Source organism: Streptomyces spiramyceticus (assembly GCF_028807635.1).
Taxonomy (GTDB): domain Bacteria; phylum Actinomycetota; class Actinomycetes; order Streptomycetales; family Streptomycetaceae; genus Streptomyces; species Streptomyces spiramyceticus.
The window spans coordinates 4414832-4434584 of sequence record NZ_JARBAX010000001.1 but is presented as its reverse complement, the minus strand read 5'-3'; the positions used below and the strand labels follow the sequence as shown (position 1 = coordinate 4434584).

20 protein-coding genes are annotated in these 19753 nt (G+C 71.2%); 7 read left to right on the top strand and 13 right to left on the bottom strand.

Annotated features, from left to right (window positions below; all coding sequences use genetic code 11):
* Positions 1–26 precede the first annotated feature (26 nt).
* From moeZ to PXH83_RS20425, 7 genes are all read right to left on the bottom strand, one after another.
* Entirely contained in the window at positions 27–1205 is a 1179-nt protein-coding gene (gene moeZ / locus PXH83_RS20455) for an adenylyltransferase/sulfurtransferase MoeZ (protein WP_274561846.1), read from the bottom strand.
* Positions 1206–1268: 63 nt separating this feature from the next.
* Positions 1269–2024, bottom strand: coding sequence for a spherulation-specific family 4 protein (locus tag PXH83_RS20450; protein WP_274561845.1), 756 nt, complete (start codon positions 2022–2024; stop codon positions 1269–1271).
* Entirely contained in the window at positions 2012–3025 is a 1014-nt protein-coding gene (locus PXH83_RS20445; protein ID WP_274561844.1) for an SDR family oxidoreductase, read from the bottom strand. The genes PXH83_RS20450 and PXH83_RS20445 overlap by 13 nt, the downstream gene beginning before the upstream one ends.
* Before the next feature lie 145 nt (positions 3026–3170).
* Positions 3171–4667, bottom strand: coding sequence for a hypothetical protein (locus PXH83_RS20440; protein WP_274561843.1), 1497 nt, complete (start codon positions 4665–4667; stop codon positions 3171–3173).
* Positions 4660–6477, bottom strand: coding sequence for a DUF3492 domain-containing protein (locus PXH83_RS20435; protein WP_274561842.1), 1818 nt, complete (start codon positions 6475–6477; stop codon positions 4660–4662). Before PXH83_RS20435 ends, PXH83_RS20440 begins: the two co-directional genes overlap by 8 nt.
* Positions 6478–6717: 240 nt before the next feature.
* Positions 6718–7962, bottom strand: coding sequence for a DUF3152 domain-containing protein (locus PXH83_RS20430; RefSeq protein WP_274561841.1), 1245 nt, complete (start codon positions 7960–7962; stop codon positions 6718–6720).
* Positions 7963–8168: 206 nt separating this feature from the next.
* On the bottom strand, positions 8169–9131 hold the full coding sequence (locus tag PXH83_RS20425; RefSeq protein ID WP_274561839.1) for an alpha/beta fold hydrolase: 963 nt from the start codon (positions 9129–9131) through the stop codon (positions 8169–8171).
* A gap of 124 nt (positions 9132–9255) precedes the next feature.
* On the opposite strand from PXH83_RS20425, the gene PXH83_RS20420 reads away from it, so the two are divergent.
* From PXH83_RS20420 to PXH83_RS20405, 4 genes are all read left to right on the top strand, one after another.
* Entirely contained in the window at positions 9256–9474 is a 219-nt protein-coding gene (locus PXH83_RS20420) for a hypothetical protein (RefSeq protein WP_274561838.1), read from the top strand.
* 174 nt (positions 9475–9648) lie between these two features.
* A complete protein-coding gene (locus PXH83_RS20415) occupies positions 9649–10290 on the top strand; it encodes a TetR/AcrR family transcriptional regulator (RefSeq protein ID WP_274561837.1) in 642 nt (213 codons plus the stop codon).
* Between the two features lie 145 nt (positions 10291–10435).
* The gene (locus tag PXH83_RS20410) at positions 10436–10663 is read left to right on the top strand and encodes a DUF3107 domain-containing protein (RefSeq protein ID WP_274561836.1); all 228 of its coding nucleotides are present in this window, start codon (positions 10436–10438) and stop codon (positions 10661–10663) included.
* Between the two features lie 187 nt (positions 10664–10850).
* A complete protein-coding gene (locus tag PXH83_RS20405) occupies positions 10851–11117 on the top strand; it encodes a hypothetical protein (protein ID WP_274561835.1) in 267 nt (88 codons plus the stop codon).
* A gap of 58 nt (positions 11118–11175) precedes the next feature.
* Here the strand turns inward: PXH83_RS20405 and PXH83_RS20400 are convergent, their stop codons facing one another.
* On the bottom strand, positions 11176–11916 hold the full coding sequence (locus tag PXH83_RS20400) for a ferritin-like fold-containing protein (protein ID WP_274561834.1): 741 nt from the start codon (positions 11914–11916) through the stop codon (positions 11176–11178).
* A 473-nt stretch (positions 11917–12389) separates the two neighbouring features.
* Here PXH83_RS20400 and PXH83_RS20395 point away from each other — a divergent pair, with 473 nt between their 5' ends.
* Positions 12390–14123, top strand: a complete 1734-nt coding sequence (locus PXH83_RS20395; protein WP_420803190.1) for a DEAD/DEAH box helicase — start codon at positions 12390–12392, stop codon at positions 14121–14123.
* A 344-nt stretch (positions 14124–14467) separates the two neighbouring features.
* Positions 14468–15310 carry an alpha/beta fold hydrolase gene (locus PXH83_RS20390; protein WP_274561832.1) on the top strand — a complete coding sequence of 281 codons (843 nt, stop codon included), beginning with the start codon at positions 14468–14470 and terminating at the stop codon, positions 15308–15310.
* A 1-nt stretch (position 15311) separates the two neighbouring features.
* Here the strand turns inward: PXH83_RS20390 and PXH83_RS20385 are convergent, their stop codons facing one another.
* Entirely contained in the window at positions 15312–16229 is a 918-nt protein-coding gene (locus PXH83_RS20385; protein ID WP_274561830.1) for an NYN domain-containing protein, read from the bottom strand.
* 202 nt (positions 16230–16431) lie between these two features.
* Between PXH83_RS20385 and PXH83_RS20380 the strand changes: the two genes are divergently transcribed.
* Complete coding sequence (locus tag PXH83_RS20380) at positions 16432–16584, top strand: hypothetical protein (RefSeq protein WP_199814110.1); 153 nt, start codon at positions 16432–16434, stop codon at positions 16582–16584.
* 68 nt (positions 16585–16652) lie between these two features.
* On the opposite strand, the gene PXH83_RS20375 is transcribed toward PXH83_RS20380, so the two are convergent.
* From PXH83_RS20375 to PXH83_RS20360, 4 genes are all read right to left on the bottom strand, one after another.
* Positions 16653–17258 carry a MarC family protein gene (locus PXH83_RS20375; RefSeq protein ID WP_274561827.1) on the bottom strand — a complete coding sequence of 202 codons (606 nt, stop codon included), beginning with the start codon at positions 17256–17258 and terminating at the stop codon, positions 16653–16655.
* 81 nt (positions 17259–17339) lie between these two features.
* Entirely contained in the window at positions 17340–18206 is an 867-nt protein-coding gene (locus PXH83_RS20370; protein ID WP_274561826.1) for a PHP domain-containing protein, read from the bottom strand.
* A 115-nt stretch (positions 18207–18321) separates the two neighbouring features.
* Positions 18322–18960 (bottom strand): DUF6758 family protein, encoded by a 639-nt coding sequence (locus PXH83_RS20365; RefSeq protein WP_274561824.1) that lies wholly within the window; start codon positions 18958–18960, stop codon positions 18322–18324.
* Positions 18961–19033: 73 nt separating this feature from the next.
* Positions 19034–19618 (bottom strand): suppressor of fused domain protein, encoded by a 585-nt coding sequence (locus tag PXH83_RS20360; RefSeq protein WP_274561823.1) that lies wholly within the window; start codon positions 19616–19618, stop codon positions 19034–19036.
* Positions 19619–19753 lie beyond the last annotated feature (135 nt).

The following is a 19753-nucleotide window of genomic DNA, read 5'->3' as shown; positions in this document are numbered from 1 at the left end:
CTTCGTACGTCACGTACCGACGAGCCTTAGTAGACCGGCTTCTCGGGCTCGATCTGGTTGACCCACCCGATCACGCCGCCGCCGACGTGCACCGCGTCCGCGAAGCCCGCCGACTTGAGCACCGCGAGGACCTCCGCACTGCGGACACCCGTCTTGCAGTGCAGGACGATGCGCTTGTCCTGGGGCATATCTTCGAGGGCCTTGCCCATCAGGAATTCGTTCTTCGGGATCAGCCGGGCGCCGGGGATCGAGACGATCTCGTACTCGTTCTGCTCCCGGACGTCGATGATCTCGATCTTCTCGTCGGCGTCGATCCACTCCTTGAGCTGCTTGGGAGTGATGGTCGAGCCGAGCGCCGCCTCCTGGGCCTCCTCGGACACGACGCCGCAGAAGGCCTCGTAGTCGATGAGCTCGGTGACGGTCGGGTTCTCGCCGCAGACCGCGCAGTCGGGGTCCTTGCGGACCTTGACCTGGCGGTACTGCATCTCCAGGGCGTCGTAGATCATCAGTCGGCCGACCAGCGGCTCACCGATGCCTGCGAGGAGCTTGATCGCCTCGTTGACCTGGATCGAGCCGATGGACGCGCAGAGCACACCCAGCACGCCGCCCTCGGCGCACGACGGGACCATGCCCGGCGGCGGGGGCTCCGGGTAGAGGCAGCGGTAGCAGGGGCCGTGCTCGGACCAGAAGACGGACGCCTGGCCGTCGAAGCGGTAGATCGAGCCCCAGACGTACGGCTTGTTGAGCAGCACACACGCGTCGTTGACCAGGTAGCGGGTCGCGAAGTTGTCCGTGCCGTCGACGATCAGGTCGTACTGGGAGAAGATCTCCATCACGTTCTCGGCTTCGAGCCGCTCTTCGTGAAGGACCACATTCACGTAGGGGTTGATGCCGAGGACGGAGTCGCGGGCGGACTCGGCCTTCGAGCGGCCGATGTCGGCCTGGCTGTGAATAATCTGGCGCTGCAGGTTCGACTCGTCGACCTCGTCGAACTCCACAATGCCGAGGGTGCCGACGCCGGCCGCCGCGAGGTACATCAGCGCGGGCGAACCCAGGCCGCCGGCGCCCACGGCGAGCACCTTGGCGTTCTTCAGCCGCTTCTGCCCGTCCATCCCGACATCGGGGATGATCAGGTGGCGGGAGTACCTGCGAACCTCGTCGACAGTGAGCTCGGCAGCGGGCTCGACCAGGGGTGGCAGCGACACGGGGACTCCGTAGGTCGGTAAGTCAGTACGGTTGTTCTCCGCGTAACACTGCCACGCCCCTTCTCATTCCGAGACACCTGGTCCGATCCGCGAGACGATTTCGTCCCAGTACCCGGGCAGTGCCTCAAATGGGTCGTTTTGTCCGTCCCGGTCGCTTCGGTCGGTCAGGAAGACCGTCCCGGCGCCCTGCCAGCGGGCGATACGTACGGCCTCGTCCAGGTGTGTACGCGGGAGGCCGTGCACCAGATGGCAGAAACGCTCCGGCGGATGGTCCGCGGTCCACTCGGCCACCTGCGACCAGCGGTAGTCGGTCCAGGGCCCCGAGAAGGTCACCAGCTGGTGGGCGATTTCCGCGTACCCGGGATGCGGGTGGGTGCCCTGGCCCAGGACCAGGTGAGCGCCGTCGTCCGTCAGCCCGGACAGCGTGGAGGCGAGACGCCGGACGCCGGGGAGGTCCGCCCCCTCCGCCGGACACCGGTCGAGATAGAAACCGTCGACCCGGTACCAGTCACGGAAGCGGTGCCCCTCGGAGATGAGCTCGGCGAAGGTCCGCGCGCCGTACGCCACGTCGAGCCGCCCCAGAACCCTCACACCCGTGTTGCGCAGGCGGCCGGCCGCCTCCAGGCAGTGCGGGTCGGGCCGGGCGCCGGGGCCGTTCGCGACGTTGAGCACCGTCCAGTGCAGGGGCGCTCCGGGCCGGGTGAGTTCGGCCCACTCGACGGGGGCGACGAGCGGATGGGCGTACCCCGGGATGCCGACGCCCATCCGGTCCGCCGCGGTCACGGCCTGCAGGGTGCCCCTCCTGGTCAGATGCGGCATGCCGCCTCCATCCAGATGTCGGCGAGCGACTCCTCCAGGTTGATCCTGGGGCGCCAGCCGAGCCGGTCGCGCGCGGTGCGCACATCGGCCTGCTGCCAGCTGCCGCAGCCGTCCGGGTACGGGAACGGCGGGCCGCCCAGGTGCTCCGCCGGCATCTCGCCCCTGGGGGCGCCCACCGAAGCGAGTACGCCGCCCACTCCTCCGTTGCGCGCCGCCGCTGCCGCGCTCCCCGCGCCGTATCCGGAGGGGGCGTCGAGCTCGTGGAGGGCGCCTCCGTAGCCCGCGACCCTGGCCAGGACGGCGGCGGCGTCGCGCAGCCGCACCGCGCGGCCGGTGCCGATGTTGACGACACCCTGGGCGGCGGAGAGGGAGGCGGCGTGCACGGCGCGCGCCACGTCCCTCACGTCGACGAAGTCGCGCTGCACTCCGAGGCCGCTGAGCTTGAGCTCGCCGTCCCCCGACTGCATCGCGCGCCGCATCGCCTCGGCGAGCCGGCCGAGCGGCGAGCCCGCCGGGGTGCCGGGGCCGACCGGTGAGAAGACGCGCAGGACGACGGCGTCGAGGCCGGAGCCGAGCACCAGCTCGGTGGCCGCGAGCTTGCTGACGCCGTACGGGCCGCCGGGGCGCGGCACGGCGTCCTCGGCGGTGGACGATCCGGGCTGCGAGGGCCCGTACTCGGCGGCACACCCGAGCTGTACGAGCCGCGCCCCGCAGCCACTGCGGCGCAGGGCCTCGCAGACGGTCGCGACGGCGACGGTGTTGTGGCGGGTCAGGTCACGGGCGCCGCCGCGGGTGGCGCCGGCGCAGTTGACGACGACGCCGGGGTGGACCGCGTCCAGGAAGCGGGTCAGCGCACCGGGGCTCCCGGTGGCGAGGTCGAACCGTACGTCGGCGTCGTCGCCCCGTCCGAGAGCGGTGAGCTGCACGGCCGGGTCGGCGAGCAGCCGGTCGGCGACGAACCGGCCGAGGTATCCATTGGCACCGAGCAGCAGCACCCTCATCGCGCGTCCCCTCGGTGCCGACCGGCTGGGGCTGGGGGTTGGGGGGTCATGTCACGTTCTCCTTCGGGGATGTTGCGGTGAGTGCTGCGGTGAGCGCTTCGGTGTGCGCCCGCGGCGTCGGCTCCGCGGGATCGGAGGTGGCGGCTCAGTCGTGCCGGGCCGCGTGGGCGGAGGCACGGGAGAGGGCCACGGTGGCGTGGACGAGCAGGCCGAGCGCCGCCGCGGCGCAGGCGACAGCGGGTACGGCTCCCGCGCCTCCCGCCTGGACAACGGCCTCGACGGGCCTGGCGAGTAAGCCGCAGCCGGGCAGGCGAGCAGCGAGTACGGCCGCAAGTGCGGTGATCTGTACGGCAGTTGCCGCCGCGAGCCCGGCCGAGGCGGACTCGGGGAAGCCGTGGACGGTGAGCAGCCGGGCGAGGAAGAGGAGCGCGCCGAGGGCGACGGCGGAGGCCGCCACTCGTCCGTTGCCGCCCGCCGCGATTCCGACAGCCGCCTGGAGGGCCAGGAGCGCGCACACGAAGAGTGCGGTGACACCGAGCAGGAGGGGCCTGGCCGCTTCGGCGAACTCCTCGGTGCCGCGGCTCGCGGCGAGTTTGCGACGCGCCTGTACGGACAGGAGGTGCGCGCACCAGGCGGCGGGGGCCAGGGCAGCGGTGAGCCCCAGGAACGGCACCGTAGCCATGGGCCAGGAGCCGTCGGAGCCGACCCGGTCGCCGACGCCGGGGCCGCCGCCGTGAGCGACGCCGGGGCTGGGACCGGGGCCGCCGTCGTGAGCGACGCCGGGGCCAGGACCGGGGCCGCCGTCGTGGGCCGCGCCAGGGCCTCCGTCGTGCGCACCGCCCGGGCCGCCGTCGTAGGCCGCGCTGGGGCCGCCGCCGTGGGCGACGCCGGGGCTGGGACCGGGGCCGCCGCCGTGGGCCGCGCCAGGGCCTCCGTCGTGCGCACCGCCAGGTCCACCGTCGTGGGCCGCGCTGGGGCCGCCGTCGTGCGCCGCGCCCAGGCCGCCGTCGTGCGCAGCGCCCGGGCCGCCGTCGTAGGCCGCGCCGAGGCCACCGTCGTGCGCACCGCCGGGGCCACCGTCGAGGACCTCGCCGAGCAGCCCGTCGCCGAAGACGGCGTACCCGATGAGCCAGAGCGCCCACAGGCGCGCGGCCGGCGCCGTACGCCCCGGGGCGCGCAGGGGCCCGTTGCGCAGGCAGAGCGCGAGCGCACCGGCGACGGTGAGCGCCCCCAGCACCCCCACGGCGAGCCGCGCCTGCCCCGTCGACATGTTCAGCCCCGCGACGGTGAGGGCGCAGACGACGCCCGGAAGCAGCGCGTACGCGATCCAGCCCGCGCGCGGCAGCTCCTCGCGCGCCGGGGGCTCGGCGGCCCCCGCGGCCTGACCGTCGTCCCCCGTGCGCGGAACCCGTGCGTAGAGCTCCTCGGCGAGGCTGAAGACGTCCCGGTGCCGGAAACGGGCCGCGGTCCTGTCGGTCACCCCGTGCGCTTCGAGCCCGGCGGCGATCTCCAGCGGATCGACGGCCCGCTCGCAGAGTGCGCGGTGCCGGTGCATCAGGGCCCGCACAGGGTCGGCCGGCCCGCGCCGCACCGACGTCAGGCCTGCCTTGCGGCCGTCGGCGGCCGTTCCGGATTCAGGCATCGCGTTCCCCCGACCGTGATCCCGACCCTGACCCCGCCCCTGACACCGACCCTGCGCCCACCGGCTGGACCCCGGCAGCAGCCGCAGCCCAGCTCGGCGGCCCGGATCCGCCGCCGCTCCCGCCGCCCAAGCCGCTCCAGCTGTTCCCGCCGCCCGCCCAGCGCCCCGGCACATGCGCCTCCGCCGGGTGGGCGAAAAGCAGCGGGTCGCCGGCCTCGTCGAGGGCTTCGCGGCGTACCGGACAGCGGGAGATCAGTTCCAGGTAAATGCCGCGAAATGCCGCGAGATTCTGCTCGACGGTGAACAGTTCGAGCGCCCGCGCGCGCGCCGCCGCACCCAGCCGCTCGCGCCGCTGCGGATCCCGCAGCAGCGACAGGCAGGCGTCGGCGAGGGCGCGGGGATTGCGGGGCGGGACCACCAGGCCCGTACCGCCGATGACTTCGACGACGGCGCCCACGTCCGTCGAGACGGTCGCGCGCCCGCAGAACATCGCCTCGACCAGGCTGATCGGGAAGCCTTCGACGACGCTGGACAGGACGACCACCGCGCCCGCCGCGTAGGCGTCGGCCAGCTCGGGGACCTCGGGGCCACCGATCTCCTCGAAGGAGACGGGGTTGTCTCCCACGGCGTGTGCGTCGGCCGCCTCGTCGGGGAACAGCTGGGCGGCGAGCGCCCGACAGTGCGCGAGGTACGCCGCCGCCTCGGCCCCCTGCCCGTGCCGGCTGTGGACGATACGGAGCCGGGCACCCGGTTCCTCCTTGCGCACCTCGGCGAAGGCGTGCAGCAGTGAGACGAGGTCCTTGGCGGGCTCGATACGGCCGACCCAGACGACAGTCCGGGGATCGCCGCCACCGTTCCCCGCCGCCCCCACCGGCTCCCCCACCGCCGCGAAACGGTCGGCCTCCATGCCGGGGTAGACGGTGCGCAGCTTGGCACGGTCGGCGCCGCACCGTTCCTGCCACCGCCGGGCGTGCGTATTGCCGGGTGTGATCAGGGCGGCCTGCGCGTACACCTCGGCGGTGAGCTTGCCGTGGAAGGCGGCGAGCATGGCCCGTACCGGCGCACTGCGGGGCGTTTCGCCGACGGCGAGGTAGTGCGCGCGCAGTTGTACGCCGTACTCCGTGACCAGCAGCGGAACCCCGAAGAAGCGTTTGCCCAAAAGCCCCGGCAGGGCGGCTGAACCGCCGGACGCAGCGTGGCACAGATCGACCGCGCCGATGCCGTCCTGGCCGTACCAGTCGAGCGAGAGCGGACGCAGTGCGCGCTCCAGCAGGTCGACGAACTCCAGGTAGTCGGGGACCGTGGCGGCGTGCACGATGCGGTTCGCGCCGGGGGCGCGGCAGGCGGATTCCAGGGCGCGCACGGCGACTTCGGAGCGCAGGGCGGCGTGCAGGCCGCCGCGCTCGCGGGCCAGTTCGGCGAGCCCGTACAGGCCTGCGGCGAAGTGCTCGCCCGCGCCGGCCTCGTCCGGCGCGCAGACGGCGTCGGCCAGTTCCCTGAAGTGCCCGGCAAAGCGCCGTCGTTCGCGCCGCCCGTATGCCCACCCGTCTCCCACCATCGCCCTTCCAGCGATGCCCTTCGGGCAGCCCCTCCCGAAGCAATCCTCCGTCGCCCAGAGCGGCGCGGTGCGCACCCGCTGTACCTGGGGCGGCAGTTGGAGCCAGCCCTGCGCCTCCTGGCCGGCGCTGCGGCTCAGGGCGTAGATGTCGAATTCGTGCTGCGCGAGCCCGCGCACGAGTCGGTCGCACCACAGCCTGGACTCACCTGTCGCATACGGATAGCCACCCTCCGTCAGCAGTCCGATCCGCACGAGTGCACCCCCGATCTCCCTTGTGGACGGCCGCCGTTGGTACGGCGACTCGCAGCGGGACCGACCGTATGCGGACAAGCCGGGGACACGACGGACGGTTGTCCATCGCGCCACCAAAAGGGGTGAACACGCGTAACTTTCGCCCCCTGGTGGCGTTCTGCCGCGCTAGGGAGCGTTTCGGTGCTTACGGATCGTGGCTACGGTTTGTCGGACCGGCCGAAGCGGCTGTGAGACGGCGTCTCACTTGCCGGGATACACCCAGGGATTGGGCCGGCACTCGATGCCGCCGATGTCCAGCGACTTGGTCTGCTGCTGCATGATCGGCGCGAGCTCGCCCGGCGTCTGGCAGTTCTTGTGTCCGTGGCCGAGCCGGTGGCCGACCTCGTGGTTGATCAGCATCTGCCGGTACGGGAGCATCTTGTCCTCGCCGAACGTCTCGGCTCCCTGCGCCCAGCGGTACGCGTTGATCATGACGCGCTCGGTCGCGGCCGAATCGCACGAGACGTTCCCGGAGAGCGTTTCGAGCCCCGACTTCGCACACCACACACCTGTGGTCCCGGGGCTCGCGAGCGTAATGACGAAGTCGGGCCGCCCGGAGGAGATCCGCTCGAAGGTCATGGCGCCGTTGTGCGCCCAGCTCCGGTTGTCGTTCAGGGTGAGGTGCACGGCCTTGGCGAAGAGCCCGGCGTCGAGCTTCAGCCCCTTCTCGACATCCACCCGGTAGGAGAACTTCTGCCCCCGGCCGGGCGCCCTGTCGAACCCGCCGACCGCGTCGAACTTGCCGTCGGCCGTCAGCTTGGGGTCGATCGGGTACGTCCTGGCCATCAGCTGCTCGTACGTCGCCGGGGCCTCCACGGCGCCCTGCGACGGCGCCGGCCGGTCGTCCGAACGCGAGGCGTCGCTGTCGGTGCTCCGGTCGCCCGTGGCCGGGTTCGCGACGGGGTCCTTGTCGCCCTGGGCGACCTGCCCGGCCACGACCACGGCGAGCACGGTGGTCACCGCGGCGGCGGCGATCCCGGTGAACGCCCGCCCCTTGCCGCCTTTGGCGGGGGCGTCGACGTCGTAACCGGAATCGTCACCGTAGCCGTCGTCGTCCGCGTCCGGGCCGGGGCTCCGAACGCCCAGCGTCCTGCCGCCGTCGGCCTCGTCGGTGTCCCAGTCGGTGACCGAGCCGAAAACATCGCGCTCAGCGGTCGCCGTACGAGGGCCGTCGAAGGCCGCCACGAATTCCTGCCGCGGTCCCGGTATCCGCGGCCCGCTGCCGAACTGCGCCTGCGGGGGCGGCTGATGCCCCTGCCCGGGCACCATCGGCCCAGGCGCCTGCGGCATCTGCCCGCCGTGCGGGGCGGCGTACTGCCCGCCTGGAGGTCCGCCCTGTTGCCCGCCCTGAGGTCCGCGCGGCGCCCCGCGCCAGTCGCCGTACCGCCCGAGCGCGGCGCCCCAGCCGCCGCCCCCCTCGTGCTGCTCGGGGTGCCCGCCGCGCACCGGCTGTTGCTGCTGGAACTGCGGGGGAGGTACCGGAATGGTGCCGGGAAAGGCGCCGGGGACAGCGTCCTGCTCCGTCCCTCCCCGCCTGCGCGGCCCGCCCGCCGTTTCCGGCCTCGCGGCGGCTCTCTCGCCTGTTATCGCAGGCCGTTGGGCAGCCCCCTTGGGCGCGGGTCCTCGGCGGCTATGTCGTCCCACGCCCCGGATCAGCTCCTACCGCAGTCGTCCAGCAGTTCCCGGAAGGCGCCGGCGACCGCCTCCGGGTATTCCATCATCGCCACGTGCCCGGCGTCCGGCAGGGTCAGCAGCCGCGAATCCCGGAACGCAGCCGCGGCCCTGCGCGCCATACGGTACGACACGAGCTGGTCCCTGCCCCCATACACCAGCAGTGTCGGCGCGAGCACCCGCTCGGCCTGGCGCCACAGACCGTGCTGTCCGCCCAGTGTGTACGCGTCGACGATGCCGCGCGCCGAGCGGGTCATCGCATCCCAGAAGTACGGCAGCTCCAGCCGCCGCTCCATCTCCTCGACGGCGTGGGCGAACGTCTCTGGCGTGACCATCGCCGGGTCGCCGTAACAGAGCCCCATGACCCCGCGCGTACGCTCCTCCGCCGTCCAGTCCTTGCTGAGCCGGGCGAACAGCGAGGCGATGCCGGGCACCGCCAGCAGCGCGGTCGGCACCGCCGTGCGCTGCACGCGGAGCTCGGGGAGGGCGGGCGAGACGAGCGTGAGCGTGCGCACCAGGTCCGGTCTGACGGCGGCCACACGCGTGACGACGGCGCCGCCCATCGAGTTACCGATGATGTGCACGGGACCACGCCCGCTCGCGTCGAGCAGCCGGATGCACGCCCGGGCGTGCGCCGTGACCGAATAATTGCCGTCGTCCGGCGGCGGCGAGTCGCCGAAGCCCGGCAGGTCGAGCGCCTCGCCGTCCACGTACTCGTCGAGGAGCGGCATCAGCGCCGACCAGTTCTGCGAAGACCCGCCGAGCCCGTGCACGTACAGCGCGGGCGGCAGTCCGCTGCGCGCCGGGGGCCGGGCGCGGATGTTCAGCGTCAGCCCCGGCAGGGTGACGGAACGAAGCTTCTCTCCGTCGGCGACCCGCACGGTACTGACTCTTGGCACCGGGGCGGCTGCGACGCTGGGTCCGGGCAGCTCGGTCGAAGACATGCGGCAATGTTACGAGACGATCACGCGCTGGATCGTGTGTTCGCCGTCACAGAACTACGCTCGGAGCAAGGGCACAGCGCCCCGGCCCCGGCGTCTCCGTGAATCTCCATGAAAGGGAGTCCTGATGTCCGTCGATCCCACCGACCCGGAAACCTTCGAAGAAGACGAAGATCTTGAGGAACTCGACGACGACGCCTCCGAGGCCGATGCCGCTGAGCAGCACACGGACTGGCAGCAGAGCCACGACGCCCCTCTGACCGGCATCGACCGTGATGCCGCGAACGAGGCGGATGCCACCGAACAGGCACGCGTCGTCAATCTCGACGAGGACGACTACCGCTGATCTGCTCCGATTCGCCCTTGATCAGCCTTCCGCCGCCGTCCGGTCCGTGAAATTCTGCGTCCGCACCGCGCGCAGCCGGGTTACCCAAAAGTACGATGGCGGGCGCGGCGCACACCCCGCACGGAACGGCCGTGCTGTTGAAAGGCCGCGACATTGAAAGACATGGGAGGCGGCGTGACAGCCACCGAGCAGACAGAGGCGGCACGCCCACGGGGCACTCGCCTGCCACGCCGTGCCCGACGTAATCAGCTCCTCGGCGCGGCACAGGAGGTCTTTGTCGCGCAGGGTTACCACGCTGCGGCGATGGACGACATCGCCGAGCGCGCCGGCGTCAGCAAGCCCGTGCTCTACCAGCACTTCCCGGGCAAGCTGGAGCTCTACCTGGCCCTCCTCGACCAGCACTGCGAGTCACTCCTCCAGGCGGTGCGCACAGCTCTCGCGTCGACCACCGACAACAAGCTGCGCGTCGCCGCGACGATGGACGCCTATTTCGCGTACGTCCAGGACGAGGGCGGTGCGTTCCGTCTGGTCTTCGAGTCGGACCTGACGAACGAGCCCGCCGTGCGCGAGCGTGTCGACCGGGTCTCGCTCCAGTGCGCCGAGGCGATCAGTGAGGTCATCGCCGAGGACACCGGCCTGTCCAAGGACGAGTCGATGCTGCTCGCCGTAGGCCTCGGCGGCGTCTCGCAGGTGGTCGCGCGCTACTGGCTCTCCAGTGGCAGCACCATCCCGCGGGACACGGCGGTACAGCTGCTGACGTCCCTGGCCTGGCGCGGAATCGCAGGCTTCCCGCTGCACAGTACGGAGCAGCACTGACAGCGGTCCCGGTGGTGTTCCCGCCGCGTGTTCGCTTCTGGCGTGCGGCGTCGCAGCATTCGGGGTCCCCTCACCGGGCTAATGTGTGCTCCGTACGGCGCGGCTGACCGCGCACCGCAGCACTGACCGTCGGAGGGACATAGCCGTGGAGGTCAAGATCGGCGTGCAGCACGCGCCCCGGGAGATCGTTCTGGAGAGCGGGCAGTCCGTCGAGGAGGTCGAGCGCGCGGTATCCGACGCGCTGGCCGGCAAGGCGCAGCTGCTCAGCCTGAAGGACGACAAGGGCCGTACGGTCCTCGTTCCCAGTGACCGAATCGCCTACGTGGAGATCGGCGAGCCGGCGACCCGCAGGGTGGGCTTCGGCGCACTGTAGGCGTCGGCAGCACAGCAACAGAGCAACACCACATACGGAATCGGCCCGGTGGGATTTCCCACCGGGCCGATTCCGTTTGTTCATCTCCGGCCGCCGTTCGGGCGGCCTTTGGAGGGTTGTATTTCGCGTACCGGGGGTAGGACGGGCTACGACCCATTTGCCCCTTGGCTGCGCGGGAGGAAACCACGTGATCTGGGAAGCTCTCGGCTCCGTTGCCCTCGGCTTCGCCCTTGCCTGGGCCGCTGTCCACCATTTCGGGGACCGGCTGCCCTCACGGCGTCTTGTGCTCGCCGCGGGCCCCTTCGGAGCCCTGTTCGGTGCGTACGTGACCCACTCGGCTCTCGGCCCGGGTCATGTCGTGGCGACCTTGTTCGGCGCGGTGGCGGTGGGAGCCGTCCTGCTGTCGCTCCTCATCCGCCCCGCCGGACGCATCCGCCGATCAGCGGCGGCGTAGCGACCGTTCTCCGGGTGTTACGCCGCCATTGGGCGCGGACGCTGATCAACTACGTGGGTTAGGCCGCCAGCCCCAGCGCCGCCATCCGCTTCGTGTGGGCCTCGGTGATCCGCGAGAACATCCGCCCGACCTCCGCCAGATCGAAGCCGTCCGCCACACCGCCGACGAGCATCGTGGAGAGCGCGTCCCGCTCCGCCACCACCCGCTGCGCCTGCGAGAGCGCCTCGCCCATCAGCCTGCGTGCCCACAGCGCGAGCCGCCCGCCGCAGCGCGGGTCCGCCTCGATCGCGGCGCGTACCTTCTCCACCGCGAAGTTTCCGTGGCCGGTGTCGTCCAGTACGGCGAGCACCAGCTCGCGGGTGTCCGAATCCAGGGCGGCCGCGACCTCGCGGTAGAAGTCACTGGCGATCGAGTCGCCGACGTACGCCTTGACGAGACCCTCCAGCCAGTCGGACGGCGCGGTCTGGCGGTGGAAGTCGTCCAGCGCCTTCGCGAAGGGCTCCATCGCCGCCGTCGGCTCCTCTTCGATCGCGGTGAGCCGGTCGCGCAGCTGCTCGAAGTGGTGGAACTCTGCGGACGCCATCTTCGCCAGCTCGGCCTTGTCGCCGAGCGTCGGTGCGAGCTTGGCGTCCTCGGCGAGGCGTTCGAAGGCGGCCAGCTCGCCGTACGCGAGCGCGCCCAGCAGGTCCACGACCGCGGCGCGGTAATTCGGCTCGGTGGAGGCCGTGGCCCAGTCCTGGGCCGCGATACCGGTCCTGGTTGTCTCTTCGGGGGCAGTGGCGTTGTCAGGCGTCTCCATGAACCGCACAATAGCCCGCCCCCCGCCGTGCGTAAGGGGCTGGTCAGCCACTGCTGTCACACCGTTCCGGGAAATCGTCCCAACACACATGCGCGATTCCGGGGTACAGTGGTAATGCGCCTGCAGAGTGCTCAGTCATTTCGCGGCGCATTTGAATGAGGATGCCCGGTCGGTGGCCCGATCGGCTCCGACCCGACAGCCCTCCACGCGGGGCGTACGAAAGCGTACGACCGCAGATGAGGGGCCCCCTCAGCGGCACGAGCGCTTGAGCGACGGCACGTGGTCCCGCGCCACCCGGCCCATTTTTTTGGCCGGACGAGAACCAGGCACGGTACGACCCCCTTCGTTCGCGTCACGCCGCGTCTCACAGAAGAGGCAGCACCCTGACTACGTTCCGAGACCTCGGGATTCTCCCCGAGACCGCCGAAGCCCTTGAGGCCGTCGGCATCCTGTCCCCCTTCCCCATCCAGGAGATGACGCTCCCCGTCGCGCTCTCCGGCAGCGACGTCATCGGCCAGGCCAAGACCGGCACCGGCAAGACGCTCGGCTTCGGCCTGCCGCTGCTCGAGCGCGTCACCGTCCCCGCGGACGTCGAGGCCGGCCGGGCCAAGCCCGAGCAGCTGACCGACGCCCCGCAGGCGCTCGTCGTCGTCCCCACCCGTGAGCTGTGCCAGCAGGTCACCAACGACCTGCTGACCGCCGGCAAGGTCCGTAACGTCCGCGTCCTCGCGATCTACGGCGGCCGTGCGTACGAGCCCCAGGTCGAGGCGCTCAAGAAGGGCGTCGACGTGATCGTCGGCACGCCCGGGCGTCTGCTGGACCTGGCCGGGCAGAAGAAGCTCGACCTCTCCCACATCCGCTCGCTCGTCCTCGACGAGGCCGACGAGATGCTCGACCTGGGCTTCCTGCCCGACGTCGAGAAGATCATGAACATGCTGCCGCCGAAGCGTCAGACGATGCTGTTCTCGGCGACCATGCCGGGCGCCGTCATCGGCCTCGCCCGTCGCTACATGTCGCAGCCGACGCACATCAGTGCCACGTCGCCCGACGACGAGGGCGCGACCGTCGCGAACATCACGCAGCACGTCTTCCGTGCGCACAACATGGACAAGCCGGAGCTCGTCTCCCGCATCCTGCAGGCCGACGGCCGCGGGCTCGCGATGATCTTCTGCCGTACGAAGCGGACCGCCGCGGACATCGCCGAGCAGCTGGAGAAGCGCGGCTTCGCGTCCGGCGCGGTGCACGGTGACCTGGGGCAGGGCGCGCGTGAGCAGGCGCTGCGTGCGTTCCGTAACGGCAAGGTCGATGTGCTGGTGTGCACCGACGTCGCCGCGCGTGGCATCGACGTCGAGGGCGTCACCCACGTCATCAACTACCAGTCGCCGGAGGACGAGAAGACGTACCTCCACCGCGTCGGCCGCACCGGTCGCGCGGGTGCGTCCGGTACGGCGGTCACGCTGGTCGACTGGGACGACATCCCGCGCTGGAAGCTGATCAACAAGGCGCTGGACCTGCCGTTCGACGAGCCGGAGGAGACGTACTCCACGTCTGCCCACCTGTTCGAGATCCTGGGCATCCCGGCCGGCACCAAGGGCATACTGCCCCGGGCCGACCGCACCCGCGCGGGCCTGCGTGCGGAGGAGGTCGAGGACCTCGGCGAGACGGGCGGCCGCGGTCGCAAGTCGGCGGCGGCTGCTGCGCCGGTTGCTACGGAGGAGCGCCCTGCGCGCACCCGTACGCCGCGTCAGCGTCGGCGCACGCGCAATGGGGCGCCGGTCTCCGAGGGCGAGGCCGAAGTTGCGGCTGCGGCTGCGGTTACGCCTGTGGACTCGGCTCCCGAAGCGGTCGACGCCGGTGGCGCGGCTGACGCGACCGAGACGCGCACGCCGCGTCGGCGTCGGCGCACCCGCGTGACGGTGACGCAGGGGGACACCACGGTGGCAACAGTGGTCCCGGCTCCCGCAGAGGAGCCCGAGGCTCCGGCGAAGCCGCGCCGCCGGACGCGTGCCGCGAAGGCGGTCGAGGTGACGGCCGACGTGACGGAGGTCGCGGAGGCCGAGGCTCCCGCGAAGCCGCGCCGCCGGACGCGTGCCGCGAAGCCGGTCGAGGCGGCCGTCGAAGTGACGGCCGAGGCTTCGGAGCCCGAGGCTCCGAAGAAGCCCCGCCGCCGGACACGCGCGGCTGTGGCTTCGCAGTCCGAGAGCTGATCCAGCCGTAGATGGCCCGGTCTCCCGTGAGGGGGCCGGGCCATTGGCATGTCGGCTCGGGGCGGGTCGTGGTGCCGGGGCCCGGGGCCTCCGGGAGCAGCGTCCGGGACTGCATGCTGTGCCTTCCCGGGGGCGGGCGCGCTGCCGGGCCTGTCTGGCGCCGGGCGCCGGGGCCTACGGGAGCGGCATTCGGGACTGCATGATTTAGCTGCGATCCCGGGTCACCGAAAGCCTCCCGGCGTCCCGCGCACAAATCACGCTTTACGTCCCGAACACCACTCCCTACGCCCCCGTCCCCCTCCGCACTCGCGAATCCGCCGCTGCCGTCGCGCTAGCCTCGTCGCATGAGCAGGCCTCCCACCTTCACGCCGCCCCCCGGCACTCGCGCCCTCACCCTGCGCACGTCCCGCGGCACCTTCGCCGCGCTCGAAGCGGGGCCCCTCCTCGGCGAGCCGCGAGGTCGCGCGCTGCTGTTGCCCGGGTACACCGGGAGCAAGGAGGACTTCATCGCGATGCTGGTGCCCCTCGCACAGGCCGGGTACCGGGTGGTCGCGGTCGACGGGCTCGGGCAGTACGAGTCCGAGGGTCCGGAGGGCCAAGCGTCTTATGCCCAGGGCGAGTTGGCCCGGGACGTGCTCGCCCAGGCCGAAGCCGTCGGCGGTCCCGTACACCTCGTCGGCCACTCCCTCGGCGGCCAGATCGCCCGCGCGGCTGTGCTCAAGGACCCGGCGCCGTTCGCTTCGCTGACGCTCATGTCGTCCGGGTCCGCCCAAGTCTCGCCCGCTCAGCAGCAGAAGGTGAAGATGCTGACGGAGGCGCTGGCCACCCTGACCATGGACGAGGTCTGGGACGCCATGCAGGCGCTGGACCCGCCCGAGGACACCGACACCGACAGTGCCGCCCTGCGCGCACGCTGGCTGCGGCACAACCCCACCCAACTCATCGCCACCGGGCGGCAATTGACGGTCGAGCCGGACCGCGTGGCCGAACTCGCCGCCGTACCAATGCCGGTGCATGTGGTGTCGGGGGTCACGGACGACACCTGGCCGGTGCCCTTGCTCGACGACATGGCCGAGCGGCTGCACGCGCACCGGACCGTGATCGAGGGCGCCCAGCACTCGCCGAACACCGACCGGCCCGAGGAGACGGCGAAGGCGCTGGTCGAGTTCTGGGACCGCCAGCCGTAGCTCAGTACTGCGCCTGCAGGTGCTGCCAGAAGCCGTCCCGCAGCGCCCGCCGCAGATCCGCGTGCCCGCGCAGCGACCGCTGGAGCAGGCGTTCCGCCTCGACGAGCAGCTCCTGGTCCACCGAGCCCGGCAGGTACGGGTGCCCCGGCAGCAGGTCCGCCAGGGATTCCCGGCCCCGCGCACCCAGCCACGCCGCCGCGATCTGTGCGCCGATGAAACGGACGTCCTCGCGGGTCGGGCGCGGCGTGCCCTCGTTCTCGTACGTCGTGACGGGGCGGCGCGTGACGTACGGCTTGCAGAAGTCGAGGTCGAACGTGCGCTGACTGTCGACCTCCCACAGGAGCGGTTCGGCCTGGTTGCGGCCCTCGCCCGCCTCGATGCCCCAGAGGTGGACGCGCGCGCCGTACCCCTGGGCGGCCTCGACCGCGGACACCAGGTCCTCGTCGCCGCCCACCAGCGCCGCGTCGCTGATCGCGCGGTGCCTGGCGAGCGATTCCAGGTCCGTACGGATCAGGGAGTCGACGCCCTTCTGCTGGTTGTTGGCGTTGAGGTTGCCGAGGCGGACCTTGACGTCGGGCAGCTCGGCGATCGACTGCTGCTCGGTGGTGTGGATGCGGCGCCTGGCTCCGTCGTACCAGTAGACGCGCAGCAGCCTGCTGTCCGCGAAGATCGTGCGGGCCTTGTCGATGAAGGCCTCGATGATCCCTTCCGCGTCGAGGTCGAAGGACCTGCGGTCCTCGGTCCCGGTCACGAGCAGGCCTGCCGCCGCGTACACATATCCGGCGTCCACGAAGATCGCATGGGTCGATGGGGTCTTCGCCACCTCGGCGAGCATGCGTTGGAGCAGCTCGTTGGTGCGCTCCAGGCGGGCGTCGAGCCGGGCGAGTTCGGAGGGGCCCGAAGGCTGTGCGTCGTCCATACGGATCTCATTGTCGGTGGCGTGACCGAGCAGGTACAACCGGTCCCGCTACCAGCGGGTATTTAGACAGTCGAAAATTTTCTTTAGCGTAGGGAATGATTGCAGGGAGCATCTCGTTGTAACCCTTAGAGAACGCGGGGCACCCGGCCTCGCGTTCCCACACATAGTTCTCCAGCAGGAGGATCAGACGAAGGGAGAAGCCTTGCGCTTCGAGATCATGCGCCTGGACGACGTCGACGGCTCCGCCGTTGACAGCACCGTCGTGGACGCCGCCTCCGTCAACCGGATCGTGCAGCAGGCCGCCTCGATCGGCCAGCGCATCTACATCCGCCCGGCCGAGACCTCGGCTTCGTAACGCGTTCGCCGTGAGAAGAGGAAGCGCCCCCGTACCGATTGCGTACGGGGGCGCTGTGCTGTTCCGGGTCAGCTGTTCTGGATGACCTGGGTGACGCCGTTGATGATCTGCTGCACCGCGATCGCGGAGAGCATCATGCCGGCCAGACGCGTCACCAGGACCACACCGCCGTCCTTGATCACCCGGATGATCAGCAGCGAGTAGCGCATGGTGAGCCACAGGACGACGTGCATGGCGACGATCGCCGCCCAGACGGAGACCTGCGCCGTGACGTCGTCCGCGTGCTGCACCGCCAGGATCACGGACACGATGGCGCCGGGCCCGGCGAGCAGCGGCATGCCCAGCGGTACGAGGGCGACGTTGACGTCCTTGGTCTGCGTCGGCTCATCGGTCTTGCCGGTGAGCAGGTCGAGCGCGATGAGCAGGAGCAGCAGACCGCCCGCGATCATGAGGGCGGGGACGGAGACGTGCAGGTAGTCGAGGATCTGCTGGCCGAGCACGCCGAAGACGGCGATGACGCCGAACGCGACGGCGACAGCCTGCCAGGCCATCCTGCGCTGCACCTTGGCAGGTCGGCCCGAGGTCAGGCCAAGGAAGATCGGGGTGATCCCAGGGGGGTCCATAATCACGAAAAGCGTGAGAAAGAGGGATCCGAAAACGGCAAAGTCGAGCACAGTGAGGCCTTGCGAGAAGAGGGTCGTACAGAGAAAAGGGGTGGCGCTGCGATGACGAGCGCCGCAACAGAGGAGCGTGGCCTACGAGCGGACGCTTCCGCCCGCGCCGGGCACCGGGAACGCGCCGGTCGCGCGCCGTGTGATCTCGCCGTAGATCTCGGGGTCCGTGGTGAACTCCCCGAGCCGTACGGTCTTGCGGCTGCCGTGGTAGTCGCTGGAGCCCGTGGGCAGCAGGCCGAGGTCGGCGGCGAGGGCGCGCATCCGCGCGCGGGTGGGCTCGTCGTGGTCCATGTGGTCGACCTCGATCCCGTCGAGACCGGCGGCGGCCAGGGACGCTATGGCGCTCTCGGGGACGGTCTCGCCGCGCTTGGCGGCGCCGGGGTGCGCGAAGACGGTCACTCCGCCGGCCGCCTTGACGAGGCGGATCGCGTCGAAGGGGTCGAGCTCGTGCTTCTCGACGTAGGCACGGCCGCCGTTGGCGAGCCAGTCGGGCGTGAAAGCGTCGGAGACCGTCTTGACGACGCCGAGCTCGACCAGCGCGGACGCGATGTGCGGGCGGCCGACCGAACCGTCTCCGGCGATACGGGCCACCTGCTCCCACTCGACCGGAACGCCGAGTTCCTGGAGCTTGGCGACCATGCCCCGCGCACGCGGCACCCGGTCGTCCCGCACCAGTTCGCGCTCGCGCGCCAGCTCGGGCTCGTCGGGGTCGAAGAGGTACGCCAGCATGTGCAGCCCGATGCCGTCGATGCGGCAGGAGAGCTCTGCGCCGGTGACGAGGGTGAGGCCGTCCGGGAGTGCGGCGATCGCCTCGGCGTGGCCGCGTACCGAGTCGTGGTCGGTGAGCGCCACGACGTCGAGTCCGGCGGCGGCAGCGTTGCGCACCAGCTCGGCCGGGGTGTCCGTGCCGTCCGAAGCCGTGGAGTGGGTGTGCAGATCAATGCGCACGACGCGTGACTCCGGGGCTCGGCGGGACAGGGGGGACGCTCAAGGATAGCCGGGAATCGAACAGCCCCGGGTCAGCACGCGGTCAGCACCAGTTCAGCGCGCGGTCAGCCCCGGGTCAGGAGAGGATCCGAGGCGACAGCGCCCCGCACGGCACCAGGTCGACCTCCGCACCCGCCTCGCGCAGATCGGTCAGCACCAGCTCGTCGTACATGATCAGGCCCGACCGCTCCGGCCAGACGACCGCCCAGAGCCACAGCCCGCACGCCTCGCCCGCGAAGACCGCTCTGTCGTCGGGCGTACCGGACACGTGCCACAGCGGCGTGGGCCGGCCCGCCGCCAGAACCTTGACCTGCGGCGCCTTCTCCATGTTGATGTACGTGCCGGGGTCCGGTCCGTCCACGCCCGCATAGCGTGCGCCGAGGCCGACCCCGAGCTCCTCCGCGATCAGCAGAAGCTCACCTATACCGCCCAGCGGTCCCGGTCCGGAGCAGGCGACGGCGGTGGCGCGCGAGCCACCGCGGTCGTCGCCGGCGCTGGCCACACCGGTGAAGAGCCAGCCGACAGGCAGCGGCCAGGGCATCCACACCGGCACCTTGGCACGCTTCACCGCCACGGTGAGGGCCTCGACGCTGGGTGGGACCACGGGTTGCAGCGGGTGCACAACGCCGTGGACGTCGCACTGCCAGGAGTCGGCAAAAAGACCGGGCGCCCTGACCCGGCCACCACACTTCGGGCAACTGGGTTCGCCCCTCATAGAGCCCAACGGTCCTCCCCGGCCGTCCTCGCGTCAAGGACGATCACCCGTCCGCAGCGTGCCCCACCGGAAATCAGTCGAGGGGTACGGACGCACGCACCGGGTCGCGCAGGTCAGTGCCGTGCGCCAGCCAGCGCTCCTGCAGCTCCTGTGCGCCCTTGACCCGCTTCCACGCGGCTTCGTTCGGTGTCATCGGCAGCAGCGGCAGAAAGCGCACCGGCTCCATGGGGGCGTCCAGTTCCAGGTCCTCGATCAGGCCGCCGGACTCCGCCACCAGTACGGAACTGAACGGCGCCCCCGGCCACAGCGGTTCACCGAGGTCGAGCGAGGCGCCCGCAGCCACGATGACGCCCTCGACCTGCGGGGAAGCGGCGAGAACCGCGAGCGGGCGCAGCACCTTGTCGGTGTCGGCGACCCCCGCCCGTACCGACAGGACCAGCTCGGCGCGCGGGCCCTTCACCGGGTCGGCGACGACGTCGTTGGGGTCGGCCATCGGCCGGGCCGACATGCCGAGAGTGGCGTAGCGGACGACGTCGCCGTCCACGAACCGCAGTACCTCCACTCGGTCCGTACCGAGGAACGTGACGGCGGCGCGCGCGTCCGGTTCACCCAGAGTCGTACGCAACCGGGCTTCTACCAGCGCAAGAACATCTCCCATACCGCGAGCATAGGTCGCGTATGGAACGGGCAAAGGCAGAGCTTGACACAACAGTGGGCTGATACTCTTGGCCGCTGGTCAGGGCAGCACGCAGAAGCGTGGCTTTCGAGCCCCGACATCACGTCATCCCCCACG

Bases quoted from the DNA above. Each gene is read 5' to 3' on its own strand.
- PXH83_RS20445 (WP_274561844.1), bottom strand. From the start codon at position 3,025: ATGAGGGTGCTGCTGCTCGGTGCCAATGGATACCTCGGCCGGTTCGTC.
- PXH83_RS20420 (WP_274561838.1), top strand. From the start codon at position 9,256: ATGTCCGTCGATCCCACCGACCCGGAAACCTTCGAAGAAGACGAAGAT.
- PXH83_RS20440 (WP_274561843.1), bottom strand. From the start codon at position 4,667: ATGCCTGAATCCGGAACGGCCGCCGACGGCCGCAAGGCAGGCCTGACG.
- PXH83_RS20365 (WP_274561824.1), bottom strand. From the start codon at position 18,960: ATGAGGGGCGAACCCAGTTGCCCGAAGTGTGGTGGCCGGGTCAGGGCG.
- PXH83_RS20400 (WP_274561834.1), bottom strand. From the start codon at position 11,916: ATGGAGACGCCTGACAACGCCACTGCCCCCGAAGAGACAACCAGGACC.
- PXH83_RS20360 (WP_274561823.1), bottom strand. From the start codon at position 19,618: ATGGGAGATGTTCTTGCGCTGGTAGAAGCCCGGTTGCGTACGACTCTG.
- PXH83_RS20390 (WP_274561832.1), top strand. From the start codon at position 14,468: ATGAGCAGGCCTCCCACCTTCACGCCGCCCCCCGGCACTCGCGCCCTC.
- PXH83_RS20425 (WP_274561839.1), bottom strand. From the start codon at position 9,131: ATGTCTTCGACCGAGCTGCCCGGACCCAGCGTCGCAGCCGCCCCGGTG.
- PXH83_RS20450 (WP_274561845.1), bottom strand. From the start codon at position 2,024: ATGCCGCATCTGACCAGGAGGGGCACCCTGCAGGCCGTGACCGCGGCG.
- PXH83_RS20385 (WP_274561830.1), bottom strand. From the start codon at position 16,229: ATGGACGACGCACAGCCTTCGGGCCCCTCCGAACTCGCCCGGCTCGAC.
- PXH83_RS20395 (WP_420803190.1), top strand. From the start codon at position 12,390: ATGACGCTCCCCGTCGCGCTCTCCGGCAGCGACGTCATCGGCCAGGCC.